Source organism: Pseudomonas sp. 2FG, assembly GCF_005502935.1.
Classification (GTDB): Bacteria; Pseudomonadota; Gammaproteobacteria; order Pseudomonadales; family Pseudomonadaceae; genus Aquipseudomonas.
Window position 1 is genome coordinate 1 of the sequence record NZ_SCMP01000008.1, and the last position, 19,590, is coordinate 19,590.

General features: G+C 64.5%; 17 protein-coding genes, 1 tRNA gene and 2 pseudogenes. 16 read left to right on the forward strand and 4 right to left on the reverse strand.

Annotation, left to right across the window (positions count from 1 at the left end):
- A partial coding sequence (locus FFS13_RS09720) for a multicopper oxidase family protein (RefSeq protein WP_305956017.1) occupies window positions 1-1,657 on the forward strand: 1,657 nt, incomplete at its 5' end.
- A gap of 38 nt (window positions 1,658-1,695) precedes the next feature.
- Complete coding sequence (locus tag FFS13_RS09725; protein WP_137818908.1) at window positions 1,696-2,322, forward strand: SCO family protein; 627 nt, start codon at window positions 1,696-1,698, stop codon at window positions 2,320-2,322.
- A gap of 150 nt (window positions 2,323-2,472) precedes the next feature.
- Here the strand turns inward: FFS13_RS09725 and FFS13_RS09730 are convergent.
- Window positions 2,473-2,610 (reverse strand): annotated as a pseudogene (locus FFS13_RS09730) (IS4 family transposase); the annotation flags it as partial.
- A gap of 352 nt (window positions 2,611-2,962) precedes the next feature.
- Here FFS13_RS09730 and FFS13_RS09735 point away from each other — a divergent pair.
- The 8 genes and pseudogenes from FFS13_RS09735 (at window position 2,963) to FFS13_RS09770 (ending at window position 8,308) form a co-directional block, all read left to right on the forward strand.
- Window positions 2,963-3,736 (forward strand): ABC transporter ATP-binding protein, encoded by a 774-nt coding sequence (locus FFS13_RS09735; protein ID WP_137818909.1) that lies wholly within the window; start codon window positions 2,963-2,965, stop codon window positions 3,734-3,736.
- Between the two features lie 17 nt (window positions 3,737-3,753).
- The gene (locus FFS13_RS09740; RefSeq protein ID WP_137818910.1) at window positions 3,754-4,506 is read left to right on the forward strand and encodes an ABC transporter substrate-binding protein; all 753 of its coding nucleotides are present in this window, start codon (window positions 3,754-3,756) and stop codon (window positions 4,504-4,506) included.
- A 56-nt stretch (window positions 4,507-4,562) separates the two neighbouring features.
- Window positions 4,563-5,258: an ABC transporter permease gene (locus FFS13_RS09745; RefSeq protein WP_137818911.1), complete on the forward strand. Its 696-nt coding sequence runs from the start codon at window positions 4,563-4,565 to the stop codon at window positions 5,256-5,258.
- A complete protein-coding gene (locus tag FFS13_RS09750; protein WP_137818912.1) occupies window positions 5,255-5,944 on the forward strand; it encodes an ABC transporter permease in 690 nt (229 codons plus the stop codon). Before FFS13_RS09745 ends, FFS13_RS09750 begins: the two co-directional genes overlap by 4 nt.
- A 97-nt stretch (window positions 5,945-6,041) precedes the next feature.
- Entirely contained in the window at window positions 6,042-7,283 is a 1,242-nt protein-coding gene (locus FFS13_RS09755) for a methyltransferase (protein ID WP_137818913.1), read from the forward strand.
- A 270-nt stretch (window positions 7,284-7,553) separates the two neighbouring features.
- A tRNA-Thr gene (locus tag FFS13_RS09760) sits at window positions 7,554-7,629 on the forward strand.
- Between the two features lie 231 nt (window positions 7,630-7,860).
- Window positions 7,861-7,989, forward strand: a pseudogene (locus FFS13_RS20080) (restriction endonuclease subunit S); the annotation flags it as partial.
- Window positions 7,982-8,308 carry a hypothetical protein gene (locus FFS13_RS09770; protein WP_137818914.1) on the forward strand — a complete coding sequence of 109 codons (327 nt, stop codon included), beginning with the start codon at window positions 7,982-7,984 and terminating at the stop codon, window positions 8,306-8,308. The pseudogene FFS13_RS20080 and the gene FFS13_RS09770, both read left to right, overlap by 8 nt.
- 215 nt (window positions 8,309-8,523) lie before the next feature.
- Here the strand turns inward: FFS13_RS09770 and FFS13_RS09775 are convergent, their stop codons facing one another.
- From FFS13_RS09775 to FFS13_RS09785, 3 genes are all read right to left on the reverse strand, one after another.
- Window positions 8,524-9,219, reverse strand: coding sequence for a TetR/AcrR family transcriptional regulator (locus FFS13_RS09775; RefSeq protein WP_256657859.1), 696 nt, complete (start codon window positions 9,217-9,219; stop codon window positions 8,524-8,526).
- Window positions 9,220-9,361: 142 nt separating this feature from the next.
- The gene (locus tag FFS13_RS09780; RefSeq protein WP_137818915.1) at window positions 9,362-10,690 is read right to left on the reverse strand and encodes an OprD family porin; all 1,329 of its coding nucleotides are present in this window, start codon (window positions 10,688-10,690) and stop codon (window positions 9,362-9,364) included.
- Between the two features lie 61 nt (window positions 10,691-10,751).
- On the reverse strand, window positions 10,752-11,924 hold the full coding sequence (locus FFS13_RS09785; RefSeq protein ID WP_171006461.1) for an aromatic ring-hydroxylating dioxygenase subunit alpha: 1,173 nt from the start codon (window positions 11,922-11,924) through the stop codon (window positions 10,752-10,754).
- Between the two features lie 501 nt (window positions 11,925-12,425).
- Between FFS13_RS09785 and FFS13_RS09790 the strand changes: the two genes are divergently transcribed.
- The 6 genes from FFS13_RS09790 (at window position 12,426) to FFS13_RS09815 (ending at window position 19,588) form a co-directional block, all read left to right on the forward strand.
- Complete coding sequence (locus FFS13_RS09790; protein ID WP_137818917.1) at window positions 12,426-13,595, forward strand: acyl-CoA dehydrogenase family protein; 1,170 nt, start codon at window positions 12,426-12,428, stop codon at window positions 13,593-13,595.
- A 96-nt stretch (window positions 13,596-13,691) separates the two neighbouring features.
- The gene (locus FFS13_RS09795) at window positions 13,692-14,819 is read left to right on the forward strand and encodes an ABC transporter ATP-binding protein (protein WP_137818918.1); all 1,128 of its coding nucleotides are present in this window, start codon (window positions 13,692-13,694) and stop codon (window positions 14,817-14,819) included.
- Window positions 14,816-15,733 carry an ABC transporter permease subunit gene (locus tag FFS13_RS09800; protein WP_137818919.1) on the forward strand — a complete coding sequence of 306 codons (918 nt, stop codon included), beginning with the start codon at window positions 14,816-14,818 and terminating at the stop codon, window positions 15,731-15,733. Before FFS13_RS09795 ends, FFS13_RS09800 begins: the two co-directional genes overlap by 4 nt.
- A complete protein-coding gene (locus tag FFS13_RS09805) occupies window positions 15,730-16,659 on the forward strand; it encodes an ABC transporter permease (RefSeq protein WP_137818920.1) in 930 nt (309 codons plus the stop codon). The genes FFS13_RS09800 and FFS13_RS09805 overlap by 4 nt, the downstream gene beginning before the upstream one ends.
- Window positions 16,656-18,080: an aminotransferase gene (locus tag FFS13_RS09810; RefSeq protein ID WP_137818921.1), complete on the forward strand. Its 1,425-nt coding sequence runs from the start codon at window positions 16,656-16,658 to the stop codon at window positions 18,078-18,080. The genes FFS13_RS09805 and FFS13_RS09810 overlap by 4 nt, the downstream gene beginning before the upstream one ends.
- A gap of 17 nt (window positions 18,081-18,097) precedes the next feature.
- Window positions 18,098-19,588 carry an aldehyde dehydrogenase gene (locus FFS13_RS09815; protein WP_137818922.1) on the forward strand — a complete coding sequence of 497 codons (1,491 nt, stop codon included), beginning with the start codon at window positions 18,098-18,100 and terminating at the stop codon, window positions 19,586-19,588.
- The last annotated feature ends 2 nt before the right edge of the window (window positions 19,589-19,590 follow it).

Genomic DNA, 19,590 nt, shown 5'->3' on the forward strand with positions numbered 1-19,590 from the left:
CACCAGGCCCTGGCTGGAGGAGCTGCCCAGGCAGATCGTGCCGATCGAAAGCGTCAGCACCCTGAGCCCAAGCCCCACGGTGGCGCCGAATGTCGCCGGCGGCGAAGCCGGGCGAGCGCCGCACCAGCGTTACGCCGAGCTCACCGGCGTGCTGGGCGCGCCGGAACTCTATGAGTTGAGGGCCGTGGAGAACACCGCATGGGTGACCCATCCGGATCTGCCCTTACAGACCGTTTGGGCTTACCGAGGCGCCACACCGGGCGCGACCGTGCCCGCCACCATCTTCGCGCACTACGGCAAGCCAGTCCTCTGCCGCATCCACAACGACCTGCCGCAGGATCACGTCGGCTTCGGCAGCCCGGAGATCTCCACCCACCTGCACAATCTGCATTCGCCCTCGGAGAGCGACGGCTTCCCGGGCGACTTCTATAGCCCGAATATCGCGGGCCCGACCCTGGACGACTCAGGGCCAAGGCAAGGGGCCGGGGAATTCAAGGACCACTTCTACCCCAACATCTATGCCGGCTACGATCAGCTGCAAAACGGCATCGGCGACTTTCGCGAGGCCCTGGGCACGCTGTTCTACCATGACCACACCCTGGACTTCACCGCGCCGAACGTCTACCGCGGCCTGGTCGGCTTCTACCTGCTGTTCGACCACATCGACTCGGGCGACGAGCGTGATCCGAACCCGAGTGCGCTGCGGCTGCCGAGCCATCCCTACGACTACCCGCTGGCCTTTGGCGACCGGCGCTTCGCCCCGCTGCCGGACGGCAAGCTGTTCTTCGACCAGCTCCACGCCGAGGGCGTGCTGGGCGACAAGGTGGTGATCAACGGCAAGGTCGAGCCGGTGTTGCGCGTGGATGCCCGCAAGTACCGCCTGCGCCTGCTCAACAGTGGGACCAGCCGCATGTACGAGTTCTATCTGGTCACCCCGGGCAACGTCGTGCAGCGCTTCACCTATATCGCCAACGACGGCAACCTGCTGCCGGCCCCGCTGCGCAACCAGACCAAGGTGCGGCTCGGCGTGGCCGAGCGCGCCGACATAGTGGTGGACTTTTCCAAGTACCCGGTCGGCACCGTGCTCTACCTGGTCAACCGCCTGCGCCAGGACAGCACCCGTGGGCCCAAGGACGTCAAGGCGCCGGGCACCCGCGTGCTCAAGCTCATCGTCGATCGCTTTCCGCCGGAGCAGGACCTGAGTCAGGTGCCGGACCAGTTGCGGGAGTTGCCGGACCTACCCCCCCCTGAAGAAATCGCGGCATTGCCGGTGCGGCGCTGGGAGTTCGATCGCAAGAATGGCCTGTGGGTGGTTAACCAGCAGCTGTTCGACGTGGACAACCCGCGGGCCAAGATCAAGCAGGGCGGCGCCGAGGTCTGGGAATTGGTGGATGACGGCGGCGGCTGGACTCATCCCATCCACATCCACTTCGAGGAAGGCCGCATCCTCAGCAAGACAGTCGATGAGATCGAGGTGCCCGTGCCGCCGCACGAGCGCGGCCGCAAGGACGTCTACGTGCTGGAAAAAACCATGAGCATGCGGGTGTTCCTGCGCTTCCGCGACTTCAAAGGCAAGTACGTCATGCACTGTCACAACGTGATCCACGAGGACCACGCGATGATGGTGCGCTGGGACATCGAGGGCGAGGACGACTAGTGCGCGACAACGAGGCCCATGAGCCCGGAGGAATGCAGATGAACACCCGCAGAGATCTACTGGCCGGCCTCGGCGCCCTGGGCGCCGCCGCGCTCGGCTGGGCCGCCTGGCACGGGGTCGGCGCAGCACCGCGGTTCGTTCGCGGCGCTACTGCCGCAGACGGCCGCTTGCCAAACACGCCGCTCTTTACCCACGAAGGCAAGGCGGTGCGGTTCTACGACGACCTGGTGCGCGGCAAGGTGGTCGCCATCAACATGATGTATGCCTCCTGCGCCGGGATCTGCCCGACCGCGACGGCCAACCTGCGGCTGGTGCAAAAGCTGTTGGGCGAACGCCTGGGCCGCGACGTCTTCATGTACTCGATCACCCTGCAGCCCGAGCTGGACACGCCGCAGAGCCTGAAGGCCTACGTCGAACTGCACCGTATCGAGCCGGGCTGGCTGTTCTTGACCGGCGCGCCCGCCGACATCGAGCAACTGCGCTATAGCCTCGGCTTCTACGATCCCGACCCGTTGGTCGATGCTGACAAGGCGAGCCACTCAGGCATGCTGCGCATCGGCAACGACGCCTACCAGCGCTGGACCATGGCGCCAGCGCTGGCCTCGCCCAGGCAGATCCTCGCCACCATCAATCATGTGGACAGCACCGTCGTGCGCAGGGTTTAGGGCGACAGGGCGCCGCGGGTACGCGCAGGGTTGAGAGCGGCGCGGTGGCTAGTCCCTGGCGCGCGGCTTGATGCGCTCTGCAACCACGCTGCCGTCCGCCCGGATGCGGCCACGCACTTGCACAGAGTCCCCCTCAACCGGCAATGCTGTTCACTTAAGCGGTGCGGCCTCGCGGTTGACGGGAAAGCGGGTCTTGGAAGTCTTCACCGCCCTGGGGCTTGATGGCCTGGGGCGGCGAACGATGAACAGGGCTGCGATACTGCCGCGCAGCTCAGCCAGTCGCTGGGGATGTGCGCGGTCAGGGCCGCCAATCGAGTGAGTGGCTGCTCGGTTATTTCGAGGACAGCCGCAAAATCTTCCGTGAGGGACATAAAAAATCCGGAGCCTGTGAGGGCTCCGGATTTTCGTGCCCGGCGCTAGTTGGAGCAATGAGTCCTTAAACGAACAGCATTGCGCCAATCGGCGGGTTTTTTTGTGTCTGCGCGACAGGCAGCTGTAGCGATGCGACAACCTCGCCATCGTGCCCCATTTACCCGTGTTCGCCTGCTTGGCGCCCATCTAAGCGCTATGCTAGCTTGGCGCCTCGCCAGGAAGGCCACCCTAAAGCCTGAGCGCATTCGAATAAGAAAGAGGACACCCCATGGCCGAGGCCACGCCCGCGCTGGAAATTCGCAATCTGCACAAACGCTACGGCGACCTTGAGGTGCTCAAGGGCATTTCCCTCACCGCCCACGACGGCGCTGTGATCTCGATCCTCGGCTCTTCCGGTTCCGGCAAGTCCACCTTCCTGCGCTGCATCAACCTGCTGGAGAACCCGCACCAGGGCCAGATACTGGTGGCCGGCGAAGAGCTCAAGCTGAAGCCGCGCAAGAACGGCGAACTGGTCGCCGCCGACAATAAGCAGATCAATCGCCTGCGCAGCCAGATCGGCTTCGTCTTCCAGAATTTCAACCTGTGGCCGCACATGAGCGTGCTCGACAACATCATCGAGGCACCGCGCCGCGTGCTCGGCCAGAGCAAAGCCGAAGCCACCGAGGTGGCCGAGGCGCTGCTGGCCAAGGTCGGCATCGCCGACAAACGTCACGTCTACCCGGCCCAACTGTCCGGCGGCCAGCAGCAGCGTGCCGCCATCGCCCGCACCCTGGCCATGCAGCCCAAGGTCATCCTGTTCGACGAGCCCACCTCGGCCCTCGACCCGGAGATGGTACAAGAAGTGCTTAACGTGATCCGCGCGCTCGCCGACGAAGGTCGCACTATGCTGCTGGTCACCCATGAGATGAACTTCGCCCGCCAGGTTTCCAGTGAAGTGGTTTTCCTCCATCAGGGCCTGGTGGAAGAGCAAGGGTCGCCCGAGCAGGTATTTGACAACCCGCAGTCGGCGCGCTGTAAACAATTCATGTCCAGCAATCGCTAATCACGGAGCAACACCGCATGAAGAACTACAAGAAGATCCTGCTAGCCGCGGCCGCCACCTTGGCTTTCGGCACCGGCGCCGTTGCCGCTGACAAACTGAAGATCGGCACCGAAGGCGCCTACCCGCCCTTCAACCTGATCGACTCAAGCGGCCAAGTCGGCGGCTTCGACGTCGAGATCGCCAAGGCCCTGTGCGCCAAGATGAAGGCCGAGTGCGAAGTGGTCACCTCCGACTGGGACGGCATCATCCCGGCGCTGAACGCCAAGAAGTTCGACTTCCTCGCCGCGTCTATGTCGATCACCGATGAACGCAAGCAGGCGGTGGATTTCACCGAGCCCTACTACACCAACAAGCTGCAGTTCGTCGCCCCGAAAGCGGGTGACTTCAAGACCGACAAGGCCAGCCTGAAAGGCAAGGTGATCGGCGCCCAGCGCGCCACCATCGCCGGCACCTGGCTGGAAGACAACCTGGCCGACGTGATCGATATCAAGCTCTACGACACCCAAGAAAACGCCTACCTCGACCTGACCTCGGGCCGCGTCGACGGCGTGCTGGCCGACAAGTTCGTCAACTGGGAATGGCTGAAGAGCGAGGCCGGCAAAGGCTTCGAATTCAAGGGCGAGCCGGTGTTCGACAACGACAAGATCGGTATCGCCGTGCGCAAAGGCGACCCGCTGCGCGAGAAACTGAACGCTGCGCTGAAGGAAATCGTCGCCGACGGTACCTACAAGAAGATCAACGACAAATACTTCCCGTTCAGCATCTACTGACCCGCCTGAGCGGCGGCGCCCAGCCGGGCGGCGCCGCTCCTTAGTAGTAGTCTCTCATGACCCTCGATCTCTACGGATTCGGCCCGGCCCTAGCCGCCGGCACCCTGATGACCATCAAGCTGGCGCTTTCGGCGCTCTCGGTGGGGCTGGTGCTCGGCCTGCTCGGCGCGCTCGCCAAGACTTCCCCGCACAAGTCATTGCAATGGCTCGGCGGCACTTATTCGACCCTGGTGCGCGGCATTCCCGAGCTGCTCTGGGTCCTGCTGATCTATTTCGGCACCGTCAACCTGATGCGCAGCCTCGGCGAGGTGATCGGCTACCCGGAACTGGAACTGAAGGCCTTTGCCGCCGGCACCATCGCCCTCGGCCTGTGTTTCGGCGCCTACGCCACCGAGGTATTCCGCGGCGCCATCCTGGCCATCCCTCGCGGCCACCGCGAAGCGGGTCAGGCGCTGGGCATGTCCAAGCCGCGGATCTTCTGGCGGATCATCCTGCCGCAGATGTGGCGCATCGCCCTGCCCGGCCTGGGCAACCTGTTTATGATCCTGATGAAGGACACCGCCCTGGTTTCGGTGATCGGCTTGGAAGAGTTGATGCGCCGCTCGCAGATCGCCGTGACCGCGAGCAAGGAGCCCTTTACCTTTTTCCTGGTCGCCGCCTTTATCTACCTCGGCCTGACGATCATCGCCATGATCGGCATGCACTTTCTTGAGAAGCGCGCCGGCCGCGGCTTTACCCGGAGCACGTCATGAACTGGGAAGTCATCCTCAAACACCTGCCTCGCCTGCTGGATGGCGCGGCCCTGACTCTCGAGCTGGTCGCCATTGCGGTGGCCGCCGGCCTGATTCTCGCCCTGCCCATGGGCATCGCCCGCGCCTCGCGCCACTGGTATGTGCGCGCCGTGCCTTACGGCTATATCTTTTTCTTCCGCGGCACACCGCTGCTGGTGCAGCTGTTTCTGGTGTATTACGGCGTGGCGCAGTTCGAAGCGATTCGCCAGGGCCCGCTCTGGCCTTACCTGCGCGACCCGTACTGGTGCGCGATCCTGACCATGACCATGCACACCGCCGCCTATATCGCCGAAATTCTGCGCGGCGCGATTCAGGCCGTGCCACCGGGCGAGGTGGAAGCCGCACGGGCGCTGGGCATGGCGCGCTGGCAGGCGATGTTCTACATCATCCTGCCCCGGGCCGCGCGTATCGGCCTACCGGCCTACAGCAATGAGGTGATACTGATGCTCAAGGCCAGCGCCCTGGCCAGCACCATCACCCTGCTGGAACTGACCGGCATGGCCCGCACCATCATCGCCCGCACCTACCTGCCGGTGGAAATCTTCTTCGCCGCCGGGATGTTCTACCTGCTGATCGCCTTCCTGCTGGTCAGAGGCTTCAAGCTGCTGGAACGCTGGCTGCGGGTCGACGCTACCCAGGCTCGTTAAACCCTGGCCACCCCTCTCTCGCGCGAGAGAGGGGTGGCGCAGCAATCACCGACGCCCGCGCTATAATCGGCAGCCGTTTTCACAGCTACAAAGCCCAGTGCCCAACCCTATCCCACTCCATGGCCCCCAACTGCTAGAGCGCTTCCAGGCACTGGATAGCTTTCTGCTGGCCCATCAATATCTCTGGCGCCCCAGACCCTTCACCTATCTAGATGTGCCTTGGGAAGCCCAGCATCCACAACTGGCGACCTGGCTACGACAACGCTCCCTCGCCGACGCCGAGGCCGCGCACAACCCGCCCGAGCGACTCCAGGCGCCGCCACCCTTTCCCGAGTTGGCCGCACAAGCCGCCGCACTCAGCGCCATTGGCGACCTGCCGCATAAGGTTCTGGCGAAGCTGCCCGCGCGTTTTGCCGTGGATGTACCGGGGCGTAAGTGGGAGCAAATCCAAGCCTTCGCCAGCCGCCTGCAGTTTCGCCAGCAACCACAGCACTGGCTCGATTGGTGCGCAGGCAAAGGCCACCTCGGCCACCTGCTGGCCCATGGCGGTAACGCCCTCACCTGCCTGGAATACAACCCGGAGTTGGTACAAGCCGGCCAGCACCTGAGCCAGCGCCTCGGCCTACAGACCCAGCACCTGCAGCAGGATGTGCTGGCCGTCGATGCCGGACCACAGCTCCGCGCCGCACACACAGCTGTCGCTCTGCATGCCTGCGGCGACCTGCATGTCCGCCTCATTCAGCTAGCCAGCGCCGCCGGTTGCGCGCAACTGGCCATCGCACCCTGCTGCTACAACCGGATCAGCACGCCTAGCTATCAACCGCTCTCAGCAGCTGCACAAGCTTCATCCCTCGCGCTGTCAGTGGACGACCTCGCTCTGCCCCTCAGCGAAACCGTCACCGCCGGCGCACGCGTGCGTCGCCAACGCGACAGCTCAATGGCGCGCCGGCTGGCCTTCGACCTGCTGCAGCGTGAGCTGCGCGGAGCCGACGACTACCTGCCCACCCCCTCACTACCCCCAGCCTGGCTGAACAAAGAGTTCGCCACTTACTGCACCGATTTGGCCGCACTGAAGAACCTGGCAACCCCCACTCCGCGCGACTGGTCGCAACTGGAAGCCCAGGGCTGGCAGCGCCTGGCCGAAGTCCGCAATCTCGAACTGGTTCGAGGCCTGTTTCGCCGCCCACTGGAGCTCTGGCTGCTACTGGATCGCGCCCTATACCTGGAGCAGCAGGGCTACCAGGTGCAGCTAGGCGGCTTTTGCCCCAGCCAACTCACCCCACGCAACCTCATGCTGCTCGCCGAACGCAATCAAGTTGCCCACACAAACTGTGGATAACTGTGTTGATAGTTTCTGGGCAATCCCACACAAAGCCGGCACAGCAAGGCTCAGCGGCAGTTGATGATTTTTTAACCAGAAGTAAAAATGCAATAAAACCATATAGTTACGAATAACCGAGAAGTACCGCACAAAATTTGAGCACGCCGGTCCTACACACCTCCCCATTGTGCATAAACCTTTTGCTGCTGATGCCCAAGCCATCCTCAAACTGCTCTGCGCAGGGCCTTTACTCGCGCGAACTAATGGATATAATGGCGGCCCTGAAATGCCGGTATAGCTCAGCTGGTAGAGCAACTGACTTGTAATCAGTAGGTCCCGAGTTCGATTCTTGGTGCCGGCACCATACAAAACAACGAATTAGGCTCACCGCAAGGTGGGCCTTTTTCGTTTCTGGGTTTCTGAAGCCGTAGCTTTCCCCGTTCGTTCCCCGTTTCGTTGACGTCCCCCTCGCTTGCCTGTTGTGCACCCGCTCCTTTCTATTCGGTTTCACGACGGGATGGTTGAGGTTTTACGATATATCACCTCGTCTTCCGCGATCTTCGAGCAAGGAATATCCGATTGCGAGCACGCAGCTGGACTGCTTCAAGAACGCTGCTCCGCCCTAATCTCCGCCGCCGTCACCGGCAAAATCGACGTACGCGGCTGGCAGCCACCGGCCAGCGCGCAAGCCCCTGCCCCAGTACATGAGGTCGTATATGGCTGACAGCAAGGAAGCCGTATTCCAGCAGGACATCATTGACGCCCTGGCCGCCCGGGGCTGGCGGGTCGGCAAGGCCAGCGGTTACGACCGGCGCACGGCCTTGTATACCGAGGATCTGCTGGGCTACTTCAAGGACGCCTGGCCTTGGGTTGTATCCGCGATCTGCAGAAGATGGAAGACACCCTGCTGTCGGGTGATGCCCCCCTTGCGCAGCACCTGGGAGGAGATCTGCGTCCAACAGCAATGCGAAGAGTCGCTTTATTGGGATGACCGCAGAACAGCATTAGCTATAGGCCGGGGATGTCTATCGTTCCGGGGGTAGTCCAAGGACGGGGAAGTAAGGTATACGGGCGGATTTCTGGGTTGGGGATTTGCGCAATCAATCAGGCATTACCTGCCCCATGCAGATAAAAAAGCGCGACTCCCCGCAACGGAGCCGCGCTACACGCTCAATCGACAGACCAACCAGGGCTTATGCATGCCCTGCCCCGCTCCCGAATCAGGGGTCGCAGGATTTGCTGAAGCAGCGTGGCAGGATCACGGGCCGGAGCCTTTGGCCCGTAATGGCGCAAGGGTGTCGATGCCCTGGTCGCAAGGCGGCTTGTTGAGCACGCCGGCCAGTGCGCCATGGACGATCCCGACTATCACCTGTTGTCGCTCGGTCGGAGGCAGGCTGGACTCTGTCAACCAGTTCGGCAGGTTGTTGAGCCAGGCGATGACCCCCTGGACAGTAGCCCTGAGCAGCGGCAGATGAGCCGTTGCGCCGCCGGCGAGCAACAGAGCCAGCACATGATCCTCGTAGCGCAGGCGCATCTGCCGGATGCGCTGCTGGTGTTGCGGCGAGAGGCAGCAGAACTCACGCTCGGCGACCATAAACTGCAGGCTCAACCGTTCGTGCAGGGCTATATGGGTACGCAACAGCGCCGGCAGACGGGCATCGCCCCTGTCCTTGGCTGCATACTCAGCCGCTTCGAGCAGCTCGTCATAGAGTTCCTCGATCAACTCGAACAGCAGACTCTCCTTGCTCTGGAAGTGGTGATACAGGGAGCCGGCACGGATGCCCAGGTGCGCAGCGAGTTCGCGCATGCCGACCTGCGCGAAGCCGCGCTCGGCGAACAGCTCCAGTGCCTTGTAGCGGGCCTGTTCCAGCCGCGAGGCCGGTGTCGCGCCCGAGCTTGCGGCCGGTGCACTGGCCGGGCGGCTGACGGGTGAGCAATGGCTGTTCAATTTCACACACTCGCGGAAAAGAATGATCGACCTGCACGCAGAGGGACATCAGGGCCCTGAAGCCCTGACATCGAGATAGTCGGCAATCACCAACCCGCCCCACTCAGGCAGCGGGTCGATGGCCGCCAGTACCAGTCACAGCGTTGTTTCAGAGCACTTCCAGCGGGTACTCGATGATCAGCCGCACTTCATCGATATTGCCCTCGCCCTGATCGCTGTTGGCCCGGTGCGTGGCCTGGCGAACACGCAAAGACAGGTCCTTCGCCGCGCCGGCCTGCACCACATAACTGACCTCCAGGTCGCGCTCCCAGTGCTTGCCGTCGGCGCCCTGCAGCGGCACGAAATCTCCGGTTTCCTCGTCGAAGGGGTTGTAGGCGCCCCCTTGCTCGGCGTGGGTGCCATCGATGTCGGCGCCGCTGATGTAACGCGCCATGAAGCTCAGGCCGGGTACGCCGAAGCTGCTCATATCGAGGTCGTAGCGCGCCTGATAGGACTTTTCGTTGGCGCCGTTGAAATCGGAGTACTGCACCGAGTTGGCCAGGTAGATGGCGTCGCCGCCGACGTAATCGAAGGGGGTATCGCCGTTCACCCGCTGGTGCGCCAGGGTGAAGGTCTGCGCGCCGAGGCTGTAGGCCAGCGCCAGGCTGTAGGTGGTGTTGTCGATCTCGCCGGCCAGCGCATCGCCATGGTCGTTGGTGCGGTAGAGGTTGGCGTCGAAGTTGAGGCTCTGCTCGTCGCCGATCGGCAGATTGTAGTTGAAGTTGCCGTAGTACTGCCGCCAGGTTTGCGCGAGCTCCGAGGCGAACAGCGAGACGCTGAGGTTGTCGTTGACGGTATAGCTGCCGCCGGCGAAGTCGATGCCGCCGGCCGAGGTGTCGACCCCGTAGCCGAAGAACTCGTCCCCGCGGTTGGTCGAATCGCGGTTATTGAAGGCGGTGAAGTGGCCGGCGGTCAGGTCCAGCCCCTCGATCTCGCTGCTGGTCAGCAGGAAGCCGGTGGCGGTTTCCGGCAGCAGGCGCAGATCGGCCGTGTCGAAGACCGGGGTCGCGACCTGCATTTCACCGTATTTGAGCACGGTACTGGACAGGCGCAGCTTCACCACGCCGCCCGCTTCCGAGTAGTCGTCCTCGGCACGCCCCTCGCTATCCAGGGGCAACAGGCCGGTGCCGGCGCGGCCACGGCCGCTGTCCAGCTTCAACCCGAGCATCCCGTAGGCGTCGACGCCGAAACCGACGGTGCCCTGGGTGAAGCCGGACTCGAAGGTGCCGATGAACGCCTGACCCCACTCTTCCTGGTAGCTCTGCTCGCCGGGCGCGGCATCGCGGAAATCGTGGTTCATATAGAAGTTGCGGTTGAGCAGGACCAGGCTGGCGTCCTCGACGAAGCCCTGGGCCTCATCCTGCTGGCCAGCCACGGCCAGCTGCACCCCGACCGCGGAAACGGCCAGGGCGAGGGCACTCCACTTCATTGCATGCATGTCGCAGGTTCCTTTTTTGTTGTTGTCATGCGTGGGGGAATTGCGCTGCTAGCGCTCGGCCTCAGCCGAGGCGCACCAGGTGCTGCGACGGCCGCGCCTCTTCGCGGGCGATCGGCAGGCGCTGGCGGATCCAGTCGCGGAAGGCGCGCACGCCGGTTTCCCGCGGCGACAGGTAGCCGAACTGGTAGACAGAGCCTTGCAGCCCTTGCTGCACGGAGGCGGTGAGCTGGTTGTCCTCTTCCTGCACCTCGGTCCAGATGCGCCCGGCGGCCACCCGCGCGGCCTGCACTTCGGGGCTGGCGTTGGGCAGGGAGAAGCTGGCGGTGCGGAAGGTCGCCTTGCCCGGACCCTGCGGGTAGAAGATGAAGTAGTCGATGCTGTCCGGCTGCAGGCCAATATTCACGTTGGGGAAGATCGACAGGTAGCTCCAGCGCCGGCCGTGGTCGCCCGGCAGGTGGTCGCCGGCGGAGCGGATGCTCAGGTAGGCGAACTCGTCCGGGCCGCCGGCCGGGTAGTCCTTGAGCAGGTGGGTGGCGTAGCTGGTGCCGCGCTCGACATCGGCCGTGACGTCGTAACCGCCCTCGACCATCTGGTTCAACCCCGGATGGCCCATGGCGACGTGATAGCCCTCCAGGTAGTTGTCCATCATGTTCTTCCAGTCGATCGGGTGCTCTTCGACGCACAGGTCGTCGTTGGGCACCATCTCCTCGATGCGGTAGGCCGCCAGCAGCTCGGCGAACGGCGCCAGGCGCTCGGCCACCGAGGGGCCCTCGGCCTTCAGGCGAACCCAGACGAAGCCCAGGTAGACCTCGTGATCGACCGGCAACAGGCCATGGCCGACCTGCTTCAGGTCCTCTTCGCTGCCGCCGGGGATGCCGCGGATGGCGCCGTCCTGGCCATAGGTCCAGCCGTGGTAGGGGCACACATGCACGCGTTTACAGGTGCCGCGCTCACCGCTGATGACCTGGTGCGCGCGGTGCCGGCAGGTGTTGTGGAAGGCGCTGATGCTGCCGTCCTGCAGGCGCGCCACGGCGATCCGCTCGCCGAGAAAGGTCAGGGTGATGTAGTCGCCGGGCTGGGCGATTTCGCTGACATGGCAGGCGATGTGCCAACTGCGCGAGAAGATCTCCTCGCGCTCCAGCTCGAAGAAGCGCGCGTCGTTGTAGATCCAGCTCGGCAGGGTGTGGTTGTCGCTGTCGTCGGCGACTGGATGGGAGGCGCTGCGCTCGTACATGGCTATTTCCTTCTTGTTATCGACTGCACATGGATGCCTGCCAGGCCCGCCTCGGGACTGGCTCGCCGCCTTGCGGCCTGCACGGGCAGGTCGGGTGGCGACTCGATCACTGCTATATGATCGTTCAACAAACGATAAAACGATCATTCAATAAGCGTCAAGCGTTATCGACCAAGCGGTCACAGCCAGCCAGCCGAGCCATAAAAGCCCGCCAAGGCCCAGCAAACACGGCGCGCAGCCCAACTCGAAGCGCGACCTCACCCGGCATGTTCCGACCAGCGGCAGGCGCCGCTCGCGAACCTGTCGAGGCCGAGCTTAGACGGCACTCGTGAAAAACGAAATATATTTTTCACAAGATAAAAAGACTTATATTTCAATTAGATAATTAAATAACGCAGCCTCCTTACGCTAGATAGACGGCTAGATCGCTGTTGACCACGCGACCTTGCTGTATTAGCGTTCAATAACACCTGACAAGTACAACAAGACAGGAGACCCGTAATGTCGTACGCCCTCTCTACCGAAACCCTGGAATGGCAACGCAAGGCGCGCGAGTTCGCCGAAGTGCTGATTCCCCACGAAGAAACCGCCGAGTTCAACGACGGCCTGCTGCCCAAGGAGCTCACCGCCAAGCATCGCGCCATGGGCATCGAACTGGGTTTCAGCCGCCTGGACGTGCCCCGCGACCAGGGCGGCCTGCAGCTGCCGATGCTCGACCAGGTGATCGTCTGGGAGCAGCTCGGCCGGGTCACCAACGCGCTGAGTTGGTGCATCTCCGAAGCCCACTCGTGGATGTACGAAGCCTGCGACGCCGCGCAAATCGAGGCCTATATCAAGCCGATCTGGACCGGCGAGAAGACCGAGTGCTATGCCATCACCGAGCGCGAGGCCGGCTCCGACACCCATATCGAGACCACTGCCGTGCGCCACGGCGAGCACTACCTGATCAATGGCGAGAAGTGGTTCGTCACCAGCGCCAACAAGGCCCAGTTCATGTTCGTCCAGGCGGTGGTGCCGAATGCCGACGGAGGCCAGGAAGATGCGTTGTTCTTCGTCGATATCGACAGCCCGGGCATCGAGATCATCGACAACCCGCTGTTCGGCCATAACTTCGCCTCGCACCACCCGACCTATACTTTCACCGACGTCCGCGTGCCGGCGGCCAACCGCATCGGCGCAGAAGGGGCCGGCATGGGCTATACCCGCAGCTGGTTCCGCCGCGAACGCCTGATGATCGCCGCCCGCTCCCTCGGCGCGGCCCAGCGCATGCTGGAGATGGCCAGCGAGTTCGCCCAGCAGCGCGTGGTCGGCGGCCAGCCGATCAGCGAGCACCAGATGATCCAGTCCATGCTCGCCGACTGCGTCACCGATATCTGGGGCGCGCGCCTGATGACTTACGAAGCGGCCAAGATGCAGGACCGCGGCGAAGACCTGTCGGTGATCCACGCCCACTGCTCGATGGCCAAGCTGGTCGCCTCGGAGATGGTCAACCGCGTGGCCGACCGCGTGGTGCAGATCTTCGGCGGCCGCGGCTACATGCGCAGCAACGCCGCGCAGCGCTTCTACCGCGAAGTGCGGGTCGACCGCATCTGGGAAGGCACCAGCGAGATCCAGCGCCTGATCATCGCCCGCAGCCTGTTCAAGCGCGGTGCCGAGCGCCTGATCGGCTGACCCCGTCGCAACGGCAGGGCCGCGCGCCCTGCCTGGCGGCCTGCAGCTCCGTGGCTGCAGGCCATTCCGCCAGCCTGAATAAAGCAGAACGCCAAGATGAACAACACAACCAGCGTGCAGAAATCGCCCAGCGATATCGGCCGACCCGACTTCCTCCAGGTGGTCGACGTGGTCAAGGATTTCGAGGGCAATACCGTCGTCAAGAGCCTCAGCCTGTCGGTGGCGAAGAACGAGATGTTCGCCCTGCTCGGCAGCTCCGGCTGCGGCAAATCCACCCTGCTGCGGATGATGGCCGGCCTGGAAACCCCGACCTCCGGACGCATCATCCTCGACGGCGAGGACATCACCGACCTGCCGCCGCACCGCCGCCCGGTGAACATGATGTTCCAGTCCTACGCCCTGTTCCCGCACATGACGGTGGCCGACAACGTCGCCTACGGCCTCAAGCGCGAAGGCGTGGCCAAGGCAGAAATCCACGAGCGGGTCGCCGACGTGCTGCAACTGGTGCAGATGCAGGACTACGCCAAGCGCAAGCCGCACCAGCTGTCCGGCGGCCAGCAGCAGCGCGTAGCCCTGGCCCGCACGCTGATCAAGCGGCCGAAACTGCTGCTGCTCGACGAACCGATGTCGGCGCTGGACAAGAAGATCCGCCAGCAGACCCAGTTCGAGCTGGGCAGCATCCTCTACAAGGTCGGCGTGACCTGCGTGATGGTCACCCACGACCAGGAAGAGGCCATGACCATGGCCGATCGCCTGGCGGTGATGGATGCCGGCTGCATCGTCCAGCTCGGCTCGCCGGAGGAAGTCTACGAGTACCCCACCTCGACCTTCTGCGCCGGTTTCATCGGCTCCACCAACATGCTCCAGGGTGAACTGCGCGGCGATTACCTGACGCTGGACTGCGCGGAGATGCCGGCGCCGCTGGAGCTGTGCAGCGCGCTCAACAGCTATCCCGGCATGCCCGTCAGCCTGTCGCTGCGCCCCGAGCGCATCGCCATTTCCAGCCGCCCCTTCGCCCAGACCAGCAACACCTGCAATGGCCGCCTGGAACAGATCGCCTACATGGGCAGCTACACCCTGTTCTACGTGCGCCTGGACAGCGGCCGCCTGCTCGGCGTGCACGTCTCGCACCACGCCCTGCACGCCCTGGAACAGCGCCCCACCTACGGCGACCGCCTGCACCTGGCCTGGCAGCCGGACAGCCTGGTGATGGTCAACCAATGACCAGCCAAGCCCTCGCCCTCCGTCTGCAGAGATGGGTTCCGTCGGGCCGGACCCTGGTCATCGCCATTCCTTTCGCGTTCCTCACGCTGTTCTTCCTGGTGCCCTTCATCGCGGTACTGAAGATCAGCCTGGCCGACCAGCAATTCTCGATTCCACCGTACAGCGACCTGACCTCGGTCGAGGACTACGCGCTGAACATCCGGGTCAACTTCGAGCACTACCGGACCATCTTCACCGACAACCTGTACCTGGCGTCCTACCTCAGCTCGCTCAAGGTGGCGGCGATCAACACCCTGATCTGCCTGCTGATCGGCTACCCGACGGCCTACCTGATCGCCCGCGCCAACCCGCGGCACCGCAACGTCCTGCTGATGGCGATCATCCTGCCGCTGTGGACCAGCTACCTGATCCGCGTGTACGCCTGGATCGGCCTGCTCAAGGACCAGGGTCTGATCAACCAGTTCCTGCTCTGGCTCGGCCTGATCGACTCGCCGCTGCGCCTGTATCGCAACGACATCGGCCTGCATATCGGCCTGGCCTACTCCTACCTGCCCTACCTGATCCTGCCGCTCTATGCGCACCTGGTGAAGATGGACATGCGCCTGCTGGAGGCCGCCCACGACCTCGGTGCCAAGGCCTGGCAGAGCTTCCTCACCATCACCCTGCCGTTGTCCACCCGCGGGATAGTCGCCGGCTCGCTGCTGGTGTTCATCCCCACCGTCGGCGAATACGTGATCCCGGAAATTCTCGGCAGCTCCGACTCGATGATGATCGGCCGGGTGATGTGGGACGACTTCTTCAACAACACCGACTGGCCCGTGGCCGCCGCCGCCACCTGCGTCATGGTGCTGCTCCTGCTGCTGCCCATGGCCTGGTTCCAGACCGTCCAGAACAAGGAGCTGAAGCGCATATGAAACGCCCCGGCAAGATTTTCGGCGCCATTTTCCTCGGCCTGGTGCTGCTGTTCCTCTACGGCCCGCTGCTCAGCGTGATCGTCTACTCGTTCAACGAGTCGAAGATGGTCACCCTGTGGACCGGCTTCTCCCTCAAGTGGTACGGCGAACTGTTCCGCGACCAGGAACTGCTCGACGCCGCCTGGTTGAGCTTCAAGCTGGCCATGGCCACCGCCTTCGCCGCGGTATTCGTCGGCACCTGGATCGGCTTCGTCCTGGCCCGTTACCGCAAGTTCAAGGGCTCGACCCTGTTCACCGCGATGGTCAGCGCACCTATGGTGCTGCCCGAGGTGATCGCCGGTCTGTCCATGCTGCTGCTGTTCCTCACCATGCAGCAGTTGCTCGGCTGGCCCAGTGGGCGCGGCATGCTGACCATCTGGATCGGCCACATCATGGTCTGCCTGTCCTACGTCGCCATCACCATCCAGTCGCGCCTGGCGTCGATGGACCAGTCGCAGCTGGAGGCCGCGCAAAACCTCGGCGCCACGCCATTGCGGGCCTTCTTCGACATCACCCTGCCGCAGATCTCCCAGGCGCTGCTGGCCAGTTGGCTACTGTCCTTCACCATCTCGCTGGACGACGTGATCATGTCGGCCTTCCTCTCCGGCCCGGGCTCCACGCCGCTGCCGCTGGTGGTGCTGTCCCGTGTGCGGCTGGGGCTGAACCCGGAAATCAATGCCCTCGGCACCCTGTTTATCGCCGTGGTGACCGTGCTGGTGCTGGTCAACAACCACTACATGCTCAAGCGCGAACGCCGCCGCGAGCAGGAAATCCGCCAGGCTCTGAGCGCCGGCGACGCGCCCGCCGCTAGCCAGCCGGCCGCACGCAGCGTGGCCGCCAGCCAGCCGGTCGGCACTGCCACGCCACTGCGCCAGGAGCCCGCATGAACCGTCGAGAAAGCAGCCTCGACGCCGTCGAGCAGATTCGCCACGCCGACAACCACACCTGGTTCCACCCCTGGGAATACCTGGGCGATGCCGGCCAGGCCAACCGCACTCAGGTGCAGCGCGCCGAAGGCATCCATGTCTATGACGAGCAGGGCCAGCGCCTGATCGACGGGCCCGGCGGCATGTGGTGCATGCAGATCGGCTACGGCCGCCACGAGATGGCCGAGGCCATCGCCGCACAGGCCCTGCAGCTGCCCTACATGAACCCCTTCTCGCTGACCAGCGCGACGCCGGTGCGGCTGGCCGCCAAGCTGGCCGAGCTGGCGCCGGGCGACCTCAACCACGTGTTCTTCACCACCGGTGGCTCCACCGCGGTGGATACCGCCCTGCGCTTCGTGCACTTCTACAACAACCTCAAGGGCCGCCCGCAGAAGAAGCACATCATCTCCCGCGAACTGGCCTACCACGGCAGCACCTACCTGTGCGCCACCGTCACCGGCAAGGATCGCGACCAGAACTGGTTCGACATCCAGAGCCCGTTCAGCCACTTCCTGCCCGCGGTCAATCCGGCGCGCCGCCCTGCCGGCATGAGCCTGGAGGCGTTCTGCGACGCGCGGGTCGCCGACCTGGAGAACAAGCTCCGCGAGCTCGGCGCGGAGAACGTCGCGGCCTTTATCGCCGAGCCGGTACAGGCCTCCGGCGGCGTCATAGTGCCGCCGGAGGGTTACCTCAAGCGCTGCTGGGACATCTGCCGCCAGCACGACGTGCTGTTCATCGCCGACGAGGTGGTCACCGGCTTCGGTCGCCTCGGCCACTGGTTCGCCTCGGAGGCGGTGTTCGGCATCCAGCCGGATATGCTCACCTGCGCCAAGGGTCTCACCTCCGGCTACCTGCCGCTGGGCGCCCTGCTGATTTCCGAGCGGCTGTTCCAGGAGGTTTCCGGCGACAACGCCAAGGGCGCCAGCTTCGGCCACGGCTTCACCTACTCAGGGCACCCGGTGTGCTGCGCCGCGGCGCTGAAAAGCATCGAGATCATCGAGCGGGAGAACCTGCTGCAGCACGTGCGCGAGGTCAGCCCCTACTTCCTCGAACGCCTGCACGCTCTGCGCGAGATCCCGCTGGTATTCGATACCCGCGGCATGGGCCTGGTCGGCGTGGTCGAGTGCACGGTGCGGCAGATGCTCGAGTCCGGCGTGCCGGAGGCGGAGCTGTACGCCTTCGAGACCGAACTGGGCCTGCGCATCGACCAGCACTGCCACGAGCTGGGCCTGATGGTGCGACCACTGACCAACCAGTGCGTGTTCTCCCCGCCGCTGGTGATCAGCCGCGAGGAGATCGAGCAGATGTTCGACATCCTCCACGAAGCCATCCTGCGCACCCAGCGCGACCTCGAGCGCGAACTGGGCCTGGCCCTGCGCTGAACACAGGAAGACTCCCCATGACCGACACCCGCGACACCTGGGCCGCCCGCGCGGCGACCCTGAATATCGAAGGCCGCGCCTTTATCGCCGGCGAATACTGCCAGGCGGCGGACGCTGCACTGTTCGCCTGCCACAGCCCGCTGGACAACCGTCTGCTGCAACAGGTGACGCGCTGCTCGGCCGAAGAGGTCGAGCGCGCCGTGGGCAGCGCGCGCAGAAGCTTCAACAGCGGCGCCTGGGCGCAGGCCACCGCGCGCGAGCGCAAGGCCGTGCTGCTGCGCTGGGCCGCGCTGATCGAGGCGCACAACGACGAGCTGGCGCTGCTGGAAACCCTGGATGCCGGCAAGCCGATCACGGACACCTGCGAGGGCGATATCCCGGCCGTGGTCTATTGCCTGCAATGGTTCGCCGAGGCCATCGACAAGCTGCACGACGAGCTGATCCCCAGCGAGCGCGACTTCCTCGGCATGGTCAGCCGCGAGCCGATCGGTGTGGTGGCGGCCATAGTGCCGTGGAACTACCCGCTGCTGATGGCCGCGTGGAAGTTCGCCCCGGCCCTGGCCGCCGGCAACAGCCTGATCCTCAAGCCCTCGGAGAAGTCGCCGCTGACTGCCATCCGCGTCGCCGAACTGGGTCGCCAGGCCGGCCTGCCGGCCGGGGTGTTCCAGGTGCTGCCGGGCTTTGGCGACGTCGGTCAGCGTCTGGCCGAACACCCGGACGTGGACTGCCTGGCCTTCACCGGCTCGGGGCCGACCGGCCGGCGCATCCTGCATGCCGCCGCCGACTCCAACCTCAAGCGGGTGTGGCTGGAACTGGGCGGCAAGTCGCCGAACATCGTCCTCGCCGACTGCCCGGACCTGCCGCGTGCGGCCAAGGCCGCCGCCGCCGCCATCTACAGCAACATGGGCGAGGTGTGCAGCGCCGGCTCGCGCCTGCTGGTGCAGCGCGGCATCCAGGCCGAGCTGAGCGCGCTGATCCGCGCCGAGCTGGCCGACTACCAACCCGGCGACCCGCTGGACCCGGCCACGCGCATGGGCGCGCTGATCGACCAGGGCCAACTGCAACGGGTGCTGCAGTTCGTCGACAGCGGCCGCGACGAAGCCGAGCTGCTCGGCGGCGGCCAGGTGGCCCGCGCGAGCAGCGGCGGCTTCTACCTGGAGCCGACCCTGTTCGCCTGCGCCGACCAGCGCCCGCGCATCGCCCGCGAGGAAATCTTCGGCCCGGTGCTGTCGATCATCCCCTTCGACGAGCCGGACGAGGCCGTGAGCCTGGCCAACACCAGCGAGTTCGGCCTGGCCGCCGCGGTGTGGAGCGCCGACTTCGCCCGCGCCCATGAGCTGTCGCGCCAGCTGCGCGCCGGCACCGTATGGATCAACTGCTACGACGAGCTGGCTGACATGAACTTCCCCTTCGGCGGCTACAAGCAGTCCGGCAACGGCCGCGACAACTCGCTGCACGCGCTGGAGAAGTACAGCGAACTGAAAACCACCATCGCCCGCCTGCGCTAGCG